The organism is Rhizobium sp. 01L410 (assembly GCF_056400165.1).
Window position 1 is genome coordinate 249,207 of sequence record NZ_JBFTST010000007.1, and the last position, 14,426, is coordinate 263,632.

General features: G+C 62.0%; 17 protein-coding genes. 3 read left to right on the plus strand and 14 right to left on the minus strand.

Going from position 1 to position 14,426, the window contains the following annotated elements; translation table 11 throughout:
• Window positions 1–3: 3 nt before the first annotated feature.
• From uraH to AC1DV9_RS17555, 11 genes are all read right to left on the minus strand, one after another.
• Window positions 4–360: a hydroxyisourate hydrolase gene (gene uraH, locus AC1DV9_RS17505; protein ID WP_477949392.1), complete on the minus strand. Its 357-nt coding sequence runs from the start codon at window positions 358–360 to the stop codon at window positions 4–6.
• Entirely contained in the window at window positions 357–857 is a 501-nt protein-coding gene (locus tag AC1DV9_RS17510) for an ureidoglycolate lyase (protein WP_477949394.1), read from the minus strand. The genes uraH and AC1DV9_RS17510 overlap by 4 nt, the downstream gene beginning before the upstream one ends.
• 2 nt (window positions 858–859) lie before the next feature.
• Complete coding sequence (locus AC1DV9_RS17515) at window positions 860–1,186, minus strand: HepT-like ribonuclease domain-containing protein (protein ID WP_477949396.1); 327 nt, start codon at window positions 1,184–1,186, stop codon at window positions 860–862.
• A gap of 32 nt (window positions 1,187–1,218) precedes the next feature.
• Window positions 1,219–1,509, minus strand: coding sequence for a nucleotidyltransferase family protein (locus AC1DV9_RS17520; protein WP_477949398.1), 291 nt, complete (start codon window positions 1,507–1,509; stop codon window positions 1,219–1,221).
• Window positions 1,510–1,574: 65 nt separating this feature from the next.
• The gene (gene uraD, locus AC1DV9_RS17525; RefSeq protein WP_477949400.1) at window positions 1,575–2,072 is read right to left on the minus strand and encodes a 2-oxo-4-hydroxy-4-carboxy-5-ureidoimidazoline decarboxylase; all 498 of its coding nucleotides are present in this window, start codon (window positions 2,070–2,072) and stop codon (window positions 1,575–1,577) included.
• Complete coding sequence (puuE, locus tag AC1DV9_RS17530) at window positions 2,072–2,995, minus strand: allantoinase PuuE (protein ID WP_477949402.1); 924 nt, start codon at window positions 2,993–2,995, stop codon at window positions 2,072–2,074. Before puuE ends, uraD begins: the two co-directional genes overlap by 1 nt.
• 87 nt (window positions 2,996–3,082) lie before the next feature.
• Window positions 3,083–3,388 carry an AzlD family protein gene (locus AC1DV9_RS17535; protein ID WP_112537966.1) on the minus strand — a complete coding sequence of 102 codons (306 nt, stop codon included), beginning with the start codon at window positions 3,386–3,388 and terminating at the stop codon, window positions 3,083–3,085.
• Window positions 3,385–4,050 (minus strand): AzlC family ABC transporter permease, encoded by a 666-nt coding sequence (locus AC1DV9_RS17540; RefSeq protein ID WP_477949523.1) that lies wholly within the window; start codon window positions 4,048–4,050, stop codon window positions 3,385–3,387. Before AC1DV9_RS17540 ends, AC1DV9_RS17535 begins: the two co-directional genes overlap by 4 nt.
• Before the next feature lie 106 nt (window positions 4,051–4,156).
• Entirely contained in the window at window positions 4,157–5,014 is an 858-nt protein-coding gene (locus AC1DV9_RS17545; RefSeq protein ID WP_112515595.1) for an AraC family transcriptional regulator, read from the minus strand.
• A 47-nt stretch (window positions 5,015–5,061) separates the two neighbouring features.
• Window positions 5,062–5,769 (minus strand): DUF1045 domain-containing protein, encoded by a 708-nt coding sequence (locus AC1DV9_RS17550; RefSeq protein ID WP_112390259.1) that lies wholly within the window; start codon window positions 5,767–5,769, stop codon window positions 5,062–5,064.
• Between the two features lie 115 nt (window positions 5,770–5,884).
• Window positions 5,885–7,060 (minus strand): NAD(P)/FAD-dependent oxidoreductase, encoded by a 1,176-nt coding sequence (locus tag AC1DV9_RS17555; RefSeq protein WP_477949405.1) that lies wholly within the window; start codon window positions 7,058–7,060, stop codon window positions 5,885–5,887.
• Here AC1DV9_RS17555 and mnmC2 point away from each other — a divergent pair.
• Window positions 7,059–7,778: a tRNA (5-methylaminomethyl-2-thiouridine)(34)-methyltransferase MnmC2 gene (gene mnmC2, locus AC1DV9_RS17560; RefSeq protein WP_477949406.1), complete on the plus strand. Its 720-nt coding sequence runs from the start codon at window positions 7,059–7,061 to the stop codon at window positions 7,776–7,778. The two genes, AC1DV9_RS17555 and mnmC2, sit on opposite strands and share 2 nt — an antisense overlap.
• Here mnmC2 and AC1DV9_RS17565 read toward each other — a convergent pair.
• Complete coding sequence (locus AC1DV9_RS17565) at window positions 7,773–11,153, minus strand: response regulator (protein ID WP_477949408.1); 3,381 nt, start codon at window positions 11,151–11,153, stop codon at window positions 7,773–7,775. The two genes, mnmC2 and AC1DV9_RS17565, sit on opposite strands and share 6 nt — an antisense overlap.
• Before the next feature lie 322 nt (window positions 11,154–11,475).
• On the opposite strand from AC1DV9_RS17565, the gene AC1DV9_RS17570 reads away from it, so the two are divergent.
• Window positions 11,476–11,778: a hypothetical protein gene (locus AC1DV9_RS17570; RefSeq protein WP_477949410.1), complete on the plus strand. Its 303-nt coding sequence runs from the start codon at window positions 11,476–11,478 to the stop codon at window positions 11,776–11,778.
• Window positions 11,779–11,821: 43 nt separating this feature from the next.
• Here AC1DV9_RS17570 and AC1DV9_RS17575 read toward each other — a convergent pair whose 3' ends face one another.
• Together AC1DV9_RS17575 and AC1DV9_RS17580 are read right to left on the minus strand one after the other, a co-directional pair.
• Window positions 11,822–12,223: a GFA family protein gene (locus tag AC1DV9_RS17575; protein ID WP_477949412.1), complete on the minus strand. Its 402-nt coding sequence runs from the start codon at window positions 12,221–12,223 to the stop codon at window positions 11,822–11,824.
• 70 nt (window positions 12,224–12,293) lie between these two features.
• A complete protein-coding gene (locus AC1DV9_RS17580) occupies window positions 12,294–12,878 on the minus strand; it encodes a TetR/AcrR family transcriptional regulator (protein ID WP_162702690.1) in 585 nt (194 codons plus the stop codon).
• A gap of 168 nt (window positions 12,879–13,046) precedes the next feature.
• On the opposite strand from AC1DV9_RS17580, the gene dctP reads away from it, so the two are divergent.
• Window positions 13,047–14,120: a TRAP transporter substrate-binding protein DctP gene (dctP, locus tag AC1DV9_RS17585; protein WP_477949414.1), complete on the plus strand. Its 1,074-nt coding sequence runs from the start codon at window positions 13,047–13,049 to the stop codon at window positions 14,118–14,120.
• Window positions 14,121–14,426 lie beyond the last annotated feature (306 nt).

The following is a 14,426-nucleotide window of genomic DNA, read 5'->3' on the forward strand; positions in this document are numbered from 1 at the left end:
CGCTCAGCTGCCGCGATAGGTGGAATAGCCGTAGGGCGAGATCAGCAGCGGCACGTGGTAATGCGCTGTCGTATCGGCGATCCCGAAGCGGATCGGCACGAGATCGAGAAAGGCCGGATACGGCAGCGCCGTGCCTGCGGCACGAAGATAGTCGCCGGCGTGGAAAAGGAGCTCGTAGGTTCCTGCAGTGAAGCTGTCGCCAACAAGGATAGGCCCGCCATCGACGCGTCCATCAGCGTTGGTCTCGACCGTCTTGAGAAGCTTGCGCAGATCGCCTTCGACCGAAAACAGATCGATGCGCAGACCCTCGGCCGGCTTGCCGAGGGCAGTATCGAGGACGTGGGTGGTCAGTCCGGTCATAGGGCTGGCTCTCTGATGATGAAGGGGGTGTCGAAGAAGAATTCTTCCAGATTGTTGCCGGGTCCATCGCGATCGACGACGATGAAGCTGCTCGGCTTGCCGAGCGACATCAGCGGGTGATGCCAGACATTGCGTCTGTAGTTCACGCCCTGATCACCGCGCGCAGAAAACACCTGCGGCCGTCCCGGCCGGCCATTCTCATCTTCCGAGACGACAACGAGAAACGGCCGGCCGGAAACCGGTGAAAAACTCTGACTGCCGAAAGGATGGCGCTCCATCATCCCGACTTCGTAGGGAAAGGCGCGCGGCTGGCCACGGAAAAGATTGATGATGACGCGTGCGCCCTCGCCCGCCGCCTCGGCAGAAGCAAGCGCATGAAAACGTTCGGTCGTGCCGCCGTTGATATAACGCATCGTCGAAGGATCGGCCTCGATCACATCGCCGAAGGGCGCGAAGGCGGCTTTGGTGAGGGGCTGGATGTCGAGGTAGTCTGGCATTGTCATTCGCCTTGTGCCCGCCAATGGCGGATGTTTTCAAGTTGGGTAACAAGCTCGGGCAACGCAGTTCTTACAGTCTGCCAGATCACCGGCAGTTCCGCCCTATAGTAATCATGGACGATCAGGTTGCGCATGCCTTTGATCCGTGTCCACGGAATCTCCGGATGGTTTTGCGGAAATCCGGGTTCGATCGCCGATATCCGTGCTGCTGCCTCGCCGACCAAGACTAGCGACATCGTCACGGCAAGCTGAGTGCGGACATCGGCGAGGAACTGCGCCTCGCTCATCCCTTCGATCAGATCGAACGCCGTCTGCGCTGCCGCCTGCATTCGGTCCATATGGTCGACAAGCCGCTCATTGTTCATATGTCGGATGCTTCCGAGAGAACGCGAGCCTTGATCTTGTCGGGCAGCCCGCCTAGTGTGACGAGGTCCACCTTGACGCCAAGGATATCCTGCAATTCCTCCAGCAACCCGCCGAGATCGAACAGCGTCGTCCCCGGCAGCGCATCGACGAGAATATCGAGATCGCTATCAGGCCGGTCCTCGCCGCGCGCCACCGAGCCGAAGACGCGCGGGTTCGCCGCGTTGAAACGCTTCGTCGCGTCGCGGATCGCCTGCCTGTTTTTCTCCAGCACTTCCGATGGCTTCATTGCACCGTCTCCTGCAACTGAGACTATAGGCGAGCGCGAACGGCGAGGAAAGAATTCCGCATCGTTCAGCGCTCCGGAAGCATGGAGTTCAGACGCAGAAGCGCGATCTTCTCGACCTGACCGGCGGCCGTCGCAAATTCCTCCTCGCGGCTGTTACCGATCCGCTTTTCAAAGGCGTCGAGGATATCGTCCTTGTTCAGACCCTTGACCGCAATGATGAAAGGGAAGCCGAATTTTTCGGTGTAGTGGTTGTTGAGCTCGGTGAAACGCTTGTGTTCCGCCGCGCTCAGACGGTCGAGCCCGGCGCCTGCCTGCTCCTGCTTGCTGTCTTCGGTCAACTCACCCGCGATCGCCAGACGTCCGGCGAGATCGGGATGGGCGCGCAGCACGCCAAGGCGCTCCTTCTCGCTCGCCGCCCGGAAGATCGCCACCATGGGCGTGTGAACACGGTCCGCCGTCAGCTCGCCGTGGATGAAGCCGTCGTCATAGGCGCGCTCGGCGATGAACGGCGAATGCTCGAAGACGCCGCCGAAGCGACTTACGAATTCCTCCCGCGCGATCATCAGATCGTCTCCGGCTGGTGATGCTGGTGCCAGTGTCTGGCGATCTCGACGCGCTGCGGCACCCAGACCTTCTCGTGGGACAGGACATATTCCATGAAGCTCTTCAGCGCCGCAGCGCGGCCCGGACGGCCGACGAGACGGCAATGCAGCCCGACCGACAGCATCTTCGGGCTACCCTCCTTGCCTTCCGCATAGAGCGTGTCGAAGGCGTCCTTCAGATAGGTGAAGAACTGATCGCCGGAATTGAAACCCTGCGGGGTGGCAAAGCGCATGTCGTTGGTCTCGAGCGTATAGGGAACGATCAGGAACGGCTTGCCATCCGCGCCCTTCACCCAGAAAGGCAGATCATCGGCATAAGAGTCCGACGAATAAAGGAAACCGCCCTCTTCCTGGACGAGCCGCAGCGTGTTGTCCGAGGGCTTGCCCTGGTACATGCCGTAGGGCCGCTCGCCGGTCAATTCGGTATGCAGGCGCACGGCTTCGAGAATGTGCTTGCGCTCCAGATCTTCCTGAAAATCCTTGTATTCCAGCCAGCGATAGCCGTGACTGGCGATCTCCCAGCCGGCTTCCTTCATCGCATCGACGGCTTCCGGATTGCGGGCCATGGCCAGTGTCACGCCATAGACGGTTGCCTGCACCTTGAGTTCGGTGAACAGCCGCCACAGCCGCCAGAAACCGGCGCGCGAGCCATACTCATAGATCGATTCCATATTGAGGTTGCGCTGCCCCGGCCAGGCAGCACCGCCGACGATTTCCGACAGCAGGTTCTCCGAGGCCGGATCGCCATCGAGAATACAGCTCTCGCCGCCTTCCTCGTAATTGATGACGAATTGAACGGCGACATGCGCGCCGCCCGGCCATTTCGGATCGGGCGTGTTGCGGCCGTAGCCGATTAGATTGCGCGGATAGGTATCGGATGCCATGAAATCACCTTCTCGAGGACAGGCGAAACGGTAACACCCGGAGAGCGAAAGTCGAGCCGGAAACGCGAAAGTCTCTCACGAAATCACTCAGCTAAGCCCGATCGCCCTGAGGACCGCGACGCAGACGACGCCCGATGCGACGGCCGCCAGCATTGGCAAACGAAGCGCTGCGAGCGCGGTGACGGCGCAGGCGATGGTCTCGGCAATCCCGGTCGCAAAGGCTGTCGGCGCGACGACGGCCATCAGCACCGCCGGTGGAATGGATTCGATCGCCTTGCGCCTGCTGCCGTCGAGCGACACATGGCGAATGAGGAAGAGACCGCTGACGCGCGTCAGAATGGTTGCCGCCGCCATCGCCAGGATGGCAAGCAATGTCGAGAAATCGAGCGTCATGGCGTCACCTCCACGCGGCGCTTGCCGCTGACCATCGCGGCGGCAAGCCCGGCCAATGCGCCGGCAGCGATGTACCATACACCGGGGATGAAATGCTGCGTCAGGACGGCCGCCGCACCGCTGGCGAGCAGGACCGCACCGGTCTCCGATCCCTTCCAGAAACCCATGACCAGCACGATGAAGACCGCAGGAAAAGCGAAATCGAGGCCCAGAGTGACGGGATTACCGAGGAAGGCGCCGAGTGTTGCCCCCGCGAGACTGGACAGCAGCCAGGTCAGATAAAATGGCGTGGCAAGCCCAGCAAACCAGGCCGGCGTCAGCCGCGCGATACCGGCCCGGAATTCGGCCATCGCCCAGATCTCGTCGGCGAGGAACAGCACCGAGAAATAACGGGCGCGCGGCGCAAAGGCCTGCATTTTGGTGCCGATCGAAGCGCCCATCAGCACGTGGCGGATATTGACGAGCAGTGCCGCAAAGCCGAGGCCCGCCCAGGAGGCCGGATGCGTCCAGATATCCATCGCCACGAATTGCGACCCGCCGGCAAAGACCAGCGCGCTCATCAGTGCGGTCTCAAGCGGCGACAGCCCCTTGGTCGCAGCGACTGCGCCGAAGACCAGGCCGATCGGGATGACGGCGGCGATCAGCGGTGCGATCGCGCGCATACCGCCGGAAAATTCCGCCCAGAATTCATTCTTTTTCACGTTCAAAAACTCCGCTTGCTGCGGAGGTCATAGAGCGGCGCAAGAACGCCGTCTTGAACGAAAGTGATTACCGGGCGCGGTACTGGCCGGGTGTCAGTCCGGTGCGGGCCTTGAAATGCCGGGTGAAATGCGCCTGGTCCGCAAAGCCGCATTCGAGCGCGATCTCCGCCGGCTGTTCGCCTGCCTGCAGCTTGCGCCGGGCAATCCTGACGCGGACATCTGTGAGGAAGGCATGCGGCGTGATGTGGAACTCCTTGCGGAAGGCGCGGATCAGATGCGCACGGCTGAGACCAGCGATAGCGGCGAGCTCTTCGAGACCGATATCGCTTTCATATTGCTCTACCAGATAGTCGCGCGCCCGGCGCACCGCCGACCGTTCGGCGCTATCGACAGGAATGATGATCGAGCTGCCATGCTGGCGGAACATCGCGTCCAGCACCAGGAACATGCCCTGCCCGGTCTCCAGCGCCCCGGCCCCCGTCTCCAGTGTCCTATGCGCCTCCAGAAAGGCATTGGCGAGCTTTGGATCATGGAGGATCTGCTTGCCGAAGGCCGGCGTGCCGTGGAAGGCCCGGCCGGTCACGTCCTCAAGAATTTCCCGGAACAGTGCCATGTCAGGGTAGATCATCCGGTAGCGGTAACCGCCATCCGTCGGCGCACCGTCATGCGTCTCGCCGGGATTGATCAGGTAGAGATCGCCCGGACCGGATGCCTCGCGCGCACCACGGATCGTGGCGATCTGGCTGCCGCTCTCGATGGCGCCGATGCTGAAAGTATCATGCGCATGCGGCGCAAACTCGTGGGTCAGGAAGGTCGCGCTCAGGCATTCCATGCCGTCGAAGCGCCGGTCGCGCCAGAAGCGGGTCGTCTCCGCCCCGGCAAGCGGCATGGCAACAGTCGCCTGTTCCTGGGAAATATTCTGCATCGCGCCGATATAGCAGTTTTCCGCAGCCGCTTCTTGAACAAAAGTGATCAGGCGATCTTGCGGGCGCTGACCTTGCCCATCGGATGCAGCGAATGAACGCGGAACGGCCCGCCCATGCCCTCTTCCATCATCAGCGCGATATTGGAGATGGCGATCGGCTCCGCCAGCACCGGCTCGAAGATGCCGCGCAGCGCCTGTTCGATGCGCGGCATGTCGACAACATTGACTGGCCCGGTCACCGGCATGTGGAACCGGTATTCGTCCATCACATAGGGGTTGCCCCAGCGGTGTAGATTCGTGAACTGCGCCGCCGACAAGCCGTCGGGATCACTCCGCTCGATATCGGCTTCCGAAAGTGGCGCCCGGAAGCCATCGAAATGCTGAACGATCGACGATGCGAGATAGCGGACATTCTCGCATGGCAGCGTCGGAACCAGGCTGTAATAGTTTCCAAGCCGCGCCACTTCGATGCGCGGCACGCTGAACGGCTGGAACGTGCCGGAAAAGCGCATCAATTCCCGCAATAGTTGCGCTTCAGATACCTCCGCGGAGAGGTGGAACGGCGCCTTCAGCACGCCATGAAAGCCATAGCGGCGCGGGACGGCCGTGTGGAAGGCAATTTCGTGAATGCCGAGTCCGCGAACGGCCGGCGGCTCCAGCATCTCGCCCGAAAAAACGTTGCGGCCAAGCCAATTGGCCGCCACATGGCTGAGCGGATCGCTCGGCGAAGGCGTGAAGCAAATGGCATAGCGCATGCGATTTCCTCCATCTGAGAATGCGGCGCACGGCCGAATCCGGCGCCGTCGATGCGCAAGCAGATAGGTGATTTGCATGACAGAATAACGAAATATACTCTGGACGAATTCACGTTTAGCGTGAAGCGGCCGTGATATGGCTCGAAAGCGCGAAGCTTTCAGGCAGGTCGAAGGAGAGCTTTTCGCCTGCAATTGGTGCAACGACAGCTTCGGCAAGCCGATGCGCCAGGCCGAAGCTGACCTTGAAACCGCCGGTCAGCGCATGCAGATGCGGATGAAGCGGGTATGGCCCCACCATCGGATCGCGGTCGATCGCCTTCGGCCGCAAGCCGGCCCAGCGCTCGATGACGGGCGCATCGCGCAGGACCGGCGCCATCTCGCGCGCAGCGACAATCAGCGGATCGAGTAGCGCATCTGTGGACAACGGTTCCGCAAAGCTGTTCTCGCTGGTGCTGCCGACCGCGACATGCCCGCCCTCATGCGCAACGACATAGAGCCCGTCGCGGAAGATCGTCGGCATTGCGGGATCGACATCGGCTTTCAACAGCGCCGCCTGCCCCTTCACCGGTTGCCCGAGCGGCTGCGGAAGATCAGGCGTGAAGCGCTGAAGGATTGGGAACGATCCGTGCCCGGCGGCAATGATGCAATCGCCGAAGCCGATGCTCCGGCCGCCGATAACGGCAATCCGCGCCCCTGTATCAAGGCTGTCGAGCGCCGCCTCCTCCAGAAGCCGAACATGCTTCGCCCGCATCAGGAACGCCCGGAGGACGGCGATCAGCGCGCGCGGCGCCACCCGACCGGCCAGCGTATCGTGAACGAAGCCGCTCTCGCCTGCTGCCGCGTCGATCCAACCCTGAACAGGTGGTACATCGCTGACATGCCAGTGAAACGCCCGTCCCTGCTGACGCCAGTTGGTTTCGGCATCGGCGGAGTGACGGAGCGCAATGGTCTTCAGATGCGGCTTCGGCAACGGGATAAGACGGCCGGAGCGCTGGTAGCCGGCCGAAAGCCCGGTTGCCACCTCAAGCCCCGCGATCTCGCTCTCAAGGCTGACCAGGGCATCGAACTGGAACTGCTTCTTGGCATTCCACTTGTCCGGCATATGCGGCATCAGCGCGCCGAGCAGACCGCCGCTGGCTCCCTGCCCGATCGTTGCTGCATCGATCAGCAGCGTATCGATGCCCTGCCGCTCGGCGTAAACCGCCGCCCACAGACCCATGATGCCGCCGCCGGCGATCAGAAGATCGGCGGATTGACCGGAGAGAAGAGCCGGACTATCGGCTTGTGGCATGACAGATATCGATCCCGATCAGATTGGCAGCAAAAGCCAGCCGCTCGAATGGCGAGACGGCGATATGCCCTATTCGCAGGCCTTTGGCGACCACTTTTATTGCCAGACCGACGGCCGCCTCGAATGTAGCCACGTCTTCCTCGCGGGCAACGGCCTGCCGGAACGCTGGGCTAAAAAGCAGAGTTTCCAGATCGGCGAACTCGGCTTCGGCACAGGCCTGAACTTCGCCGAGACCTGGCGGCAGTGGAGGCTACAGCGCAGCGACGGCCAGCATCTGCACTTCATGTCCTTCGAGCTTTATCCGATGCAGCGCGAGGAGATCCACCGCGCCCTGTCGCACTGGCCCGAGATCGATGCCGAACGCGATGGGCTGACGTCCGCCTGGACGAATGCACCAACCGGCATCGTTAGCCTCGATCTCGATCCGCAAACGCGTCTCACTGTCGTCTGCGGTGCCGCGTTAGACGGCGTGAAGGCTGCAGAGCCAAACTTCAATGCCTGGTATCTCGATGGCTTCGCCCCGTCGCGTAATGGCGACATGTGGTCGGAAGAGCTGATGCGGCTGGTCTGCGAGAAGACGGTTCCGGGCGGCAGCTTCGCCACTTATGCCGCAGCCGGTTTCGTCCGCCGCAATCTCGTCGCCGCAGGCTTTGCGGTCGAGCGCCGCAAGGGCTTTGCGGGAAAGCGCGAAATGCTCTGCGGCACGAAACCCCTATAGGCCGGAGCGGCCCGGCACCGGCTCGGTCTTGCCGAGCCATAGCTGGATTTTCTCCTCCAGCAGTTCCGGGCTGATCGGCTTCGACATGTAGTCATCCATCCCGGCATCGAGGCAAAGCTCTCGGTCGCTTTCCAGCGCATGCGCGGTAACGCCGATGATCGGCACACGATGCCCCTGCCCGCGCTCGCGGGTCCGGATCGCCCGCGTCGCATCGTGGCCGTTCAGGACGGGCATCGACACGTCCATCATGATGATGCGTGGCGAATGGGTTTCCCAGGCATTGACCGCTTCCTGGCCGTTGTTGACCACGAGGAAGCTGAGATTGGTGCCCTGCAGGATCTGCGTGAAGACAATCTGGTTGACCTCGTTATCTTCGGCCACCAGCACATCGACGAACTCGGCCTTGCGCCGAGTCTCCTCGCGCACGGGTTCCTCGAATCCCGGCTCCTTGAGTTGCGCTTCCGCCTGCAGCCGCGCGAGCTCGGTTTCCGAAGCCTGCTTCACGCGCTTGGCCCGGACGACCTCGACGATCGTGCCGCGCAGCAGGTTTGCGCGGGCCGGCTTCATCAGGTGCGCCTGGCCGTTCAGCGCCGCGAACTCCTTCTCGGAGCCCGAAATATCCATCGACGTCAGGAAGATGATCGGCAGGTTCTCGAACCGCGGATCGGCGCGCAGCCGGCGCGCTACTTCGGCCCCGTTCATGCGCGGCATGTGATAGTCGAGCACCAGCGCATCGACCTCGACGCCGACCTGATGCGCGGCCTCCAGAATGGCAATCCCCGTCGCCCCGCTTTCGGCCGCCACGCCGTCGAAGCCCCAGAGCGTCAGCTGTTCGCTGAGAATCGCGCGGTTCACCTCGTTGTCGTCGATGACGAGAATGCGCGCGCCGCGCACATTGACCGGCAGCGGCTTGGGATCAAGCTTGGCGGCGGCGACCGCGAACGGCAGATTGACAGTGAAGACCGAACCCTTGCCGGCTTCGCTCTCGGCATGGATATAGCCGCCGAAGAGGTCGACGAGCCCGGCGGTGATCGCCAGCCCGAGACCGGTTCCCTCATGGCGCCGTGTCGAGGAAGAATCGACCTGCGAGAACTTGTCGAAGACCGATTGCAGCTTTTCGGCCGGGATGCCGATGCCGGTATCCTCGATCCGTAGCTCGACCATCACCTCACCATCCGATCCCTGCCGGAACCCGATATCGACGAAGACATGGCCCTTCTCGGTGAATTTCACGGCGTTGCCGACCAGATTGGTGACGACCTGCCGGAACCGCCCGGCATCGCCGATGACGGCGGCAGGCAGGTTCGGATCGGCGCGTACCAGAAGTTCCAGATCCTTCTCCGCCGCCTGCGACGACAGGAGCGTTGCGACGTCCTCGACCGCCTCGACGAGATCGAACGACGCCTTGCGCAGCTTCATCTGCCCGGCATCGATCTTCGAGAAGTCGAGAATGTCGTTGATGATCGTCAACAGCGCATTGCCTGATTTGACGATGATATCGATGAAGGTCTTCTGCCGCGCATCCAGATCGGTCTTCGCCATCAGCTCGGCCATGCCGAGAACACCGTTCATCGGCGTGCGGATTTCATGGCTCATGTTGGCGAGGAATTCCGACTTCGCACGGTCGGCGGCTTCGGCGCGCGACAAGAGCCGCTGCAGCTCGCCTTCGCGCTGCTTCATCTCGGTGACATCGGTGAACAACGCGATCCAGTGGCCGCGTTCGCTGATCGTCGCCTCCATGTTCACCCAGCGCTCGCCGAGGATATGGAAGACGGTGATGATCGGCTCACGCGCGGCGATGGAACTGCGCCAGTAATGCAGCGTATCGGCGGCCGAACCGTCGAAATCGCCGCGCTCGGCGCAGAAATTGAAGAGATCGATCCAGCCACGCCCTGCGGCGAGATATTCGGCAGGGATCTGCAGCACCGGCGCCAGCGCCTCGTTGGAAAGCTGGATAATGCCATCCTGAACGATCGCCAGCCCCTGCGGCATCGCCCGCGTTGCATCGCGCATCAATTCGCCGAGCGTCTCGATCGCCGCCTTGGCGTCATGCACTTCCTGCTCGCGCTGGCGGATGGTGCTGATATCCGAATAGGTCAGCAGGATGCGGTCGTCGGAAATCCGCCGGCTGTCGAAGATGATCGACTTGCCGCCCGACCAATTGAGCTCCACCGGCTCGGGATCGCCATCAGCGCTGAAATGGTGGCGCCGCGATTCCAGCACTTCCTCCGGCGTCTGGCTGTAGCCATAGCGCCCAAGTTCGTGATTGCGGCGGATCACATCGAGAAATGGCCGGCCGTCGAAACGGTCCTCGATCGGCAGATCGCTGATCGTATAGAACTCGTCGTTGACGTAGAGAATATCGAGCTTGTTATCGAGGATCAGCACGCCGACCGGCAGCGAGCGCAGGATGCTTTCGATATCCCGGTGCAGCACTTCTGCATGCTGCTGGGAATTGATGATCTCAGCTTCGCGCTCCTTGAGCGGCGAGATATCCGAGAAGGAGCCGACGACGTAAAACTTGCCGTCAGGGGTCTGCACCCGGTTGACGCGCGACAGGATCGGGTAGGACTTGCCGTCGGTGCTCGGTACCCGGCCTTCGATCTCCGTCAGCGAACCGTTCTTCAGCGCCAGCATATTCTCTTCATAGATGCCGCGTCCGCTCTCTTCGCCGAACATCTCGAATTCGGTGAGGCCGAGCACCTTCGACCGCTCATGCCCGGTGAAGGTCTCGTAATACTGATTGGCATAGACGAGCCGGTGGGCCTCGTCGCGCACGAAAGCGGCGACCGGCAGATCCTCCATGATCGTGCGCAGAAGATCGAGTTCGGCAACGCTTTCGTGCCAGCCCTTTTCGCTGGGCGGCCGCGCACCGCCGCGATAGGCGGAATTGACGACAAGCGGGCGGCCATCGGCGGCAAAGACGCCGATCGGGTGATCGAGCGTTTCGAGGGCGGTACGCACCCGCTCGAAATCGGCCAGCAGCGCCTGATCCGGCCCGGTGGAAACAGCGCGGCGGGGCTGCGGCCGCTTCTCGAAGATGCCGAGCACATAGGCCCGGTCTTCCGACGGCATGAAGCTTTCGATCTGGACGCGCTCGTGGCCCTGCCCCGGCCGGTCGAAGCAGATGGCATTTTCCTCGGTACCGAAGACCAGTGCCCGGCGCTCCTTGTCCTCGCGCTCCTCTTCCTCGGGGCGGTCATGCACCTCGCGGCTGCGGCGGCCGATGAAATCGGAGATCTCCATGCCGAAGAAGCGCGCATAGGCTTCGTTGACGGCAACGTAGCGAAGCTCGCTATTCTTGACATAAGCAGGGGTATCCAGATCCGCGATCCGGCTGCATGCCAGTTCCAGAAGGTTACCTGCCGATGTCAAAAAGCGTCCACTCCCGCTGTGAATGAAATATTCACGACTGCAACCATAATGCCAAGCCGCTTAACAAGCTTTTAACCATAAAATCTTAGAGCGCGAGCACCGGGCGCCAAAAGCGGTGTTAAAGTTGAATCAGAAGACCAGCCGGGCGTCTCATCTATTTGCCATTGCTCGTTCTTTTCCGGCTGCTTGGTTGCCCCGGCGCCCTTGGAATCATGGAGAAAATTTAATCCCGCAGGCGCTTGCGCGACCATCAACGTGCCGCGATCGGGGCGGATTCTGGGACCGGCTTCAAGACAAGCCTTGTCCATGAAAGGAATTCGACATGTCCGTTCTTCATAAGACCATGGCGGCGGGCCTGATTGCGCTGACCTTTGCCGGCGCCACCCTCGCCACCACAGGAACTGCCAATGCCCGCGGCGGCAACGCCTTCTGGGGCGGCGTTGCCGGAGGCGTCGTTGGCGGCGTGGTCGGCGGCGCGATCGCATCGCGCGCCTATTATCCCGGCCCCTATGCCTATTACCCGCCGCCTGCCTATCCGGCCTACTACGCTCCCCGCTACTGCCATCCGGCATGGCGCTATGACCGGTGGGGCCAGCCCTACCGGATCGAAGTCTGCAGACGCTGAGTGAGTTGCGGCGCCGCTTCCTCCCGGCGGCGCCGTCTTCTCTCTAAAACCAGAGATCGCGCACGCAGCGCCCTTTCGACGGCAGATCGGTGAAGGTCACCAGCCCGTCGAAATGGTCGATCGCCAGATCTTCCACCGCCTCCGGCGGCGCAAGCCTGACATTGACCGCCATCCGCCGCCGCCCGTCCGGCTCCAATACCAGGCCGCGCCAGGCGAGAACGCAGGCACAAGAAGGGCAGAACAAGATCTCCAGTGGCGACTTGTCTATTCCCGAGCGCGTATAGGACGCCGTGCGTCCGCTGACAGCAACCCGCTCATTTTCATAATCATAAGCCCAGAGCGTCCCGTAGCGGCGGCAGAGCGTACAGTTGCAGGCCGTGATCGATCCCGGATCGCCCTTGAGCGTCCAGTGCGCCTTGCCGCAATGACATGATCCGATCATCATCGATGCCGCTCCTCTTCCTCCACCGCATTCTGCCTCAGCGAGGCTCCGACGGCAAACGCGGCGCCGAAAATCAGGCGTCCGCAGCAGCCCGCAGATAGGCCGCTGACAGCAGGCGTGCCTCCGCACCGAGCCCGTCAAGCGCATCGTCGGCCACCGCCAGCTTTCCGAAGCTGCCCCTCGATAGCCCCGCCAGCGAGGAAAGCAACGTGAAGGCCGTCTTCTCCGCCTGACGAAAGGATGCATCCGCCGCATTGGTCAGGAGCCTGACGACCGCAGCCTCCAGCCTTTTCAGCACATCGGCCGACATCCTGAACTGGTCGATCGCGCCGGCCACCCGGTAGAGCGCGGTGGTGGCGTCGGGACGCGCGAGCTTCACCGAGACATAGGCATCCGCAATATCTTCCGCGATCGCCGCAATCGGCTTTCCGTCACCCGGTATGGCCTCGATCGCCTCGGCGATCTGTTCGAAATGGCGCAGCAGAATTGCGAAGAGCAGCGCCTGCTTGTTGGGGAAATATTGATAAAGGGTGCCGACGGAGACACCGGCACGCTCGGCCACCCGCGTTGTCGTAAACAGCGCCAATCCACCCGTCAGCAAAACCTGAATGGCTGCCTCGTGAATGGCCTCGACCGTCGCGCCCGATCGTGCCTGCACCGGCGTTTTCCTCGGCTTCAGCCGTGATGGGATGGCGTTTTCCAAATGCGAATACCGAACTGAAGGATCCTTCAGGTATATTTGCCGCTGACGTGAGGGTCAAGCAAACGGCGCCTCACCGGGCAGCATCAGAAACAGGGAAAGAGCATCGCGATGATCGAGAACCAGATGACCAAACGCGAACATGGCATCAGCCGCAGGCTGTTCCTCGCCACGGCCGCAGGCGCGGCCATGGCATCCTTGCCGTCAAATGCCTCGGCCCAGCAGGCCGCCTTGCCCCGCGTCCTGACGTTCAGCGATCACGAGCCGCTTGGCGGAATGCGCACCCGGTTTCTCAAGGACATGCTGTTCCCGGCAATCGAACGGGAATCGAACGGGCGGCTGAAGATCGAGGATCACTGGAACGGTGAGATCGCCGCCGCCTATGACGCGCTCGGTGCGGTCAGCACATCCAAGGCCGACATGGCGACCGTCGTGCCGGAATACACAGCCAAGGAATTACCGCTGCACCAGATTTTCAAGAGTTTCCCAACCGGCCCGGCCGGAAGCGCGCAGGTCGATTTCTTCCGCCGCGTCTACGCCGAAGTTCCGGCCTTCCCCGCGGAGCTGGAGAAAAACAACATCGTTCCGCTTTTCTGTGGCACCGGATATCCCGTGGCCTTCTTCAGCACCAAGCCTACGGCGGGTCTCGATGGCTTAAAGGGCGGCAAATGGCGTTCGGCGAGCTTCTGGCATCTGGACTTCCTTCGCAATGCCGGAGCAACCCCTGTCACCATGCATTGGGGACCTGAAATCTATGATGCTTTGAAAGCCGGAACGCTTGATGGCCTGATGGTGAATGTCGACAGCGGCTACATGCTGAAGGTCCACGAAGCCGCGCCCAACGTGCTGGTGTCGAAGGATCTGTGGCTCGGCCACCTCTATATGCTGACGATCAACAAGGACGTCTGGAACAACCTCGCTCAGGAAGACAAGGATGCCATCGCCCGCGCCGCAGAGACGTCGTACAGCGCTCTCGGCCCGGTGATGGATCGCAGCTTCGATGCACAACTGGCGGAACTGAAAACCGCTGGGGCGTCCGTGCGAATTCTCGAGCCCGCCGAGCCCGTGCGCTTTGGCTCGGCCGCCAAATATAGAGACGTGCAGTCGGCCTGGGCGGAAGAGCAGAAGCGTAGCGGCACTGGCATTGCCGGTGCCGTACTGGCCGAGGTTACAGCGATCATGAACGATATCATGGGGTGAGTGGCAGCGGTCCCACCCTGCTTCTCCGTGACATGATCGAGGTGCCGGTCGCCGCTCCGGCGATCGGCACGCAATCGCCATATAGCCATCGCCTCTTGACTTTCGGCGCGAACTAGACCAAATGCAGCCCAGCTTTCACCTTCCGGCCGCCGCGTGAGCGTGCCCCTGCCAGCAAATAGGAGCAGGAAGAAGGACAAAAGCGCATTTCGTATTGACCGCATCCCAAGACGCGGCAGAAGCGCTGGAAAGCTTTTTCCAACAAGACAAGTTCCCACTTCACGCGGGGTTCTTGACGCCAGAACAACA

Coding starts and splice junctions, on each gene's coding strand:
- uraH (WP_477949392.1), bottom strand. CDS start 360: ATGACCGGACTGACCACCCACGTCCTCGATACTGCCCTCGGCAAGCCG.
- AC1DV9_RS17510 (WP_477949394.1), bottom strand. CDS start 857: ATGCCAGACTACCTCGACATCCAGCCCCTCACCAAAGCCGCCTTCGCG.
- AC1DV9_RS17515 (WP_477949396.1), bottom strand. CDS start 1,186: ATGCAGGCGGCAGCGCAGACGGCGTTCGATCTGATCGAAGGGATGAGC.
- AC1DV9_RS17520 (WP_477949398.1), bottom strand. CDS start 1,509: ATGAAGCCATCGGAAGTGCTGGAGAAAAACAGGCAGGCGATCCGCGAC.
- uraD (WP_477949400.1), bottom strand. CDS start 2,072: ATGATCGCGCGGGAGGAATTCGTAAGTCGCTTCGGCGGCGTCTTCGAG.
- puuE (WP_477949402.1), bottom strand. CDS start 2,995: ATGGCATCCGATACCTATCCGCGCAATCTAATCGGCTACGGCCGCAAC.
- AC1DV9_RS17535 (WP_112537966.1), bottom strand. CDS start 3,388: ATGACGCTCGATTTCTCGACATTGCTTGCCATCCTGGCGATGGCGGCG.
- AC1DV9_RS17540 (WP_477949523.1), bottom strand. CDS start 4,050: ATGCGCGCGATCGCACCGCTGATCGCCGCCGTCATCCCGATCGGCCTG.
- AC1DV9_RS17545 (WP_112515595.1), bottom strand. CDS start 5,014: ATGCAGAATATTTCCCAGGAACAGGCGACTGTTGCCATGCCGCTTGCC.
- AC1DV9_RS17550 (WP_112390259.1), bottom strand. CDS start 5,769: ATGCGCTATGCCATTTGCTTCACGCCTTCGCCGAGCGATCCGCTCAGC.
- mnmC2 (WP_477949406.1), top strand. CDS start 7,059: ATGACAGATATCGATCCCGATCAGATTGGCAGCAAAAGCCAGCCGCTC.
- AC1DV9_RS17555 (WP_477949405.1), bottom strand. CDS start 7,060: ATGCCACAAGCCGATAGTCCGGCTCTTCTCTCCGGTCAATCCGCCGAT.
- AC1DV9_RS17570 (WP_477949410.1), top strand. CDS start 11,476: ATGTCCGTTCTTCATAAGACCATGGCGGCGGGCCTGATTGCGCTGACC.
- AC1DV9_RS17575 (WP_477949412.1), bottom strand. CDS start 12,223: ATGATGATCGGATCATGTCATTGCGGCAAGGCGCACTGGACGCTCAAG.
- dctP (WP_477949414.1), top strand. CDS start 13,047: ATGACCAAACGCGAACATGGCATCAGCCGCAGGCTGTTCCTCGCCACG.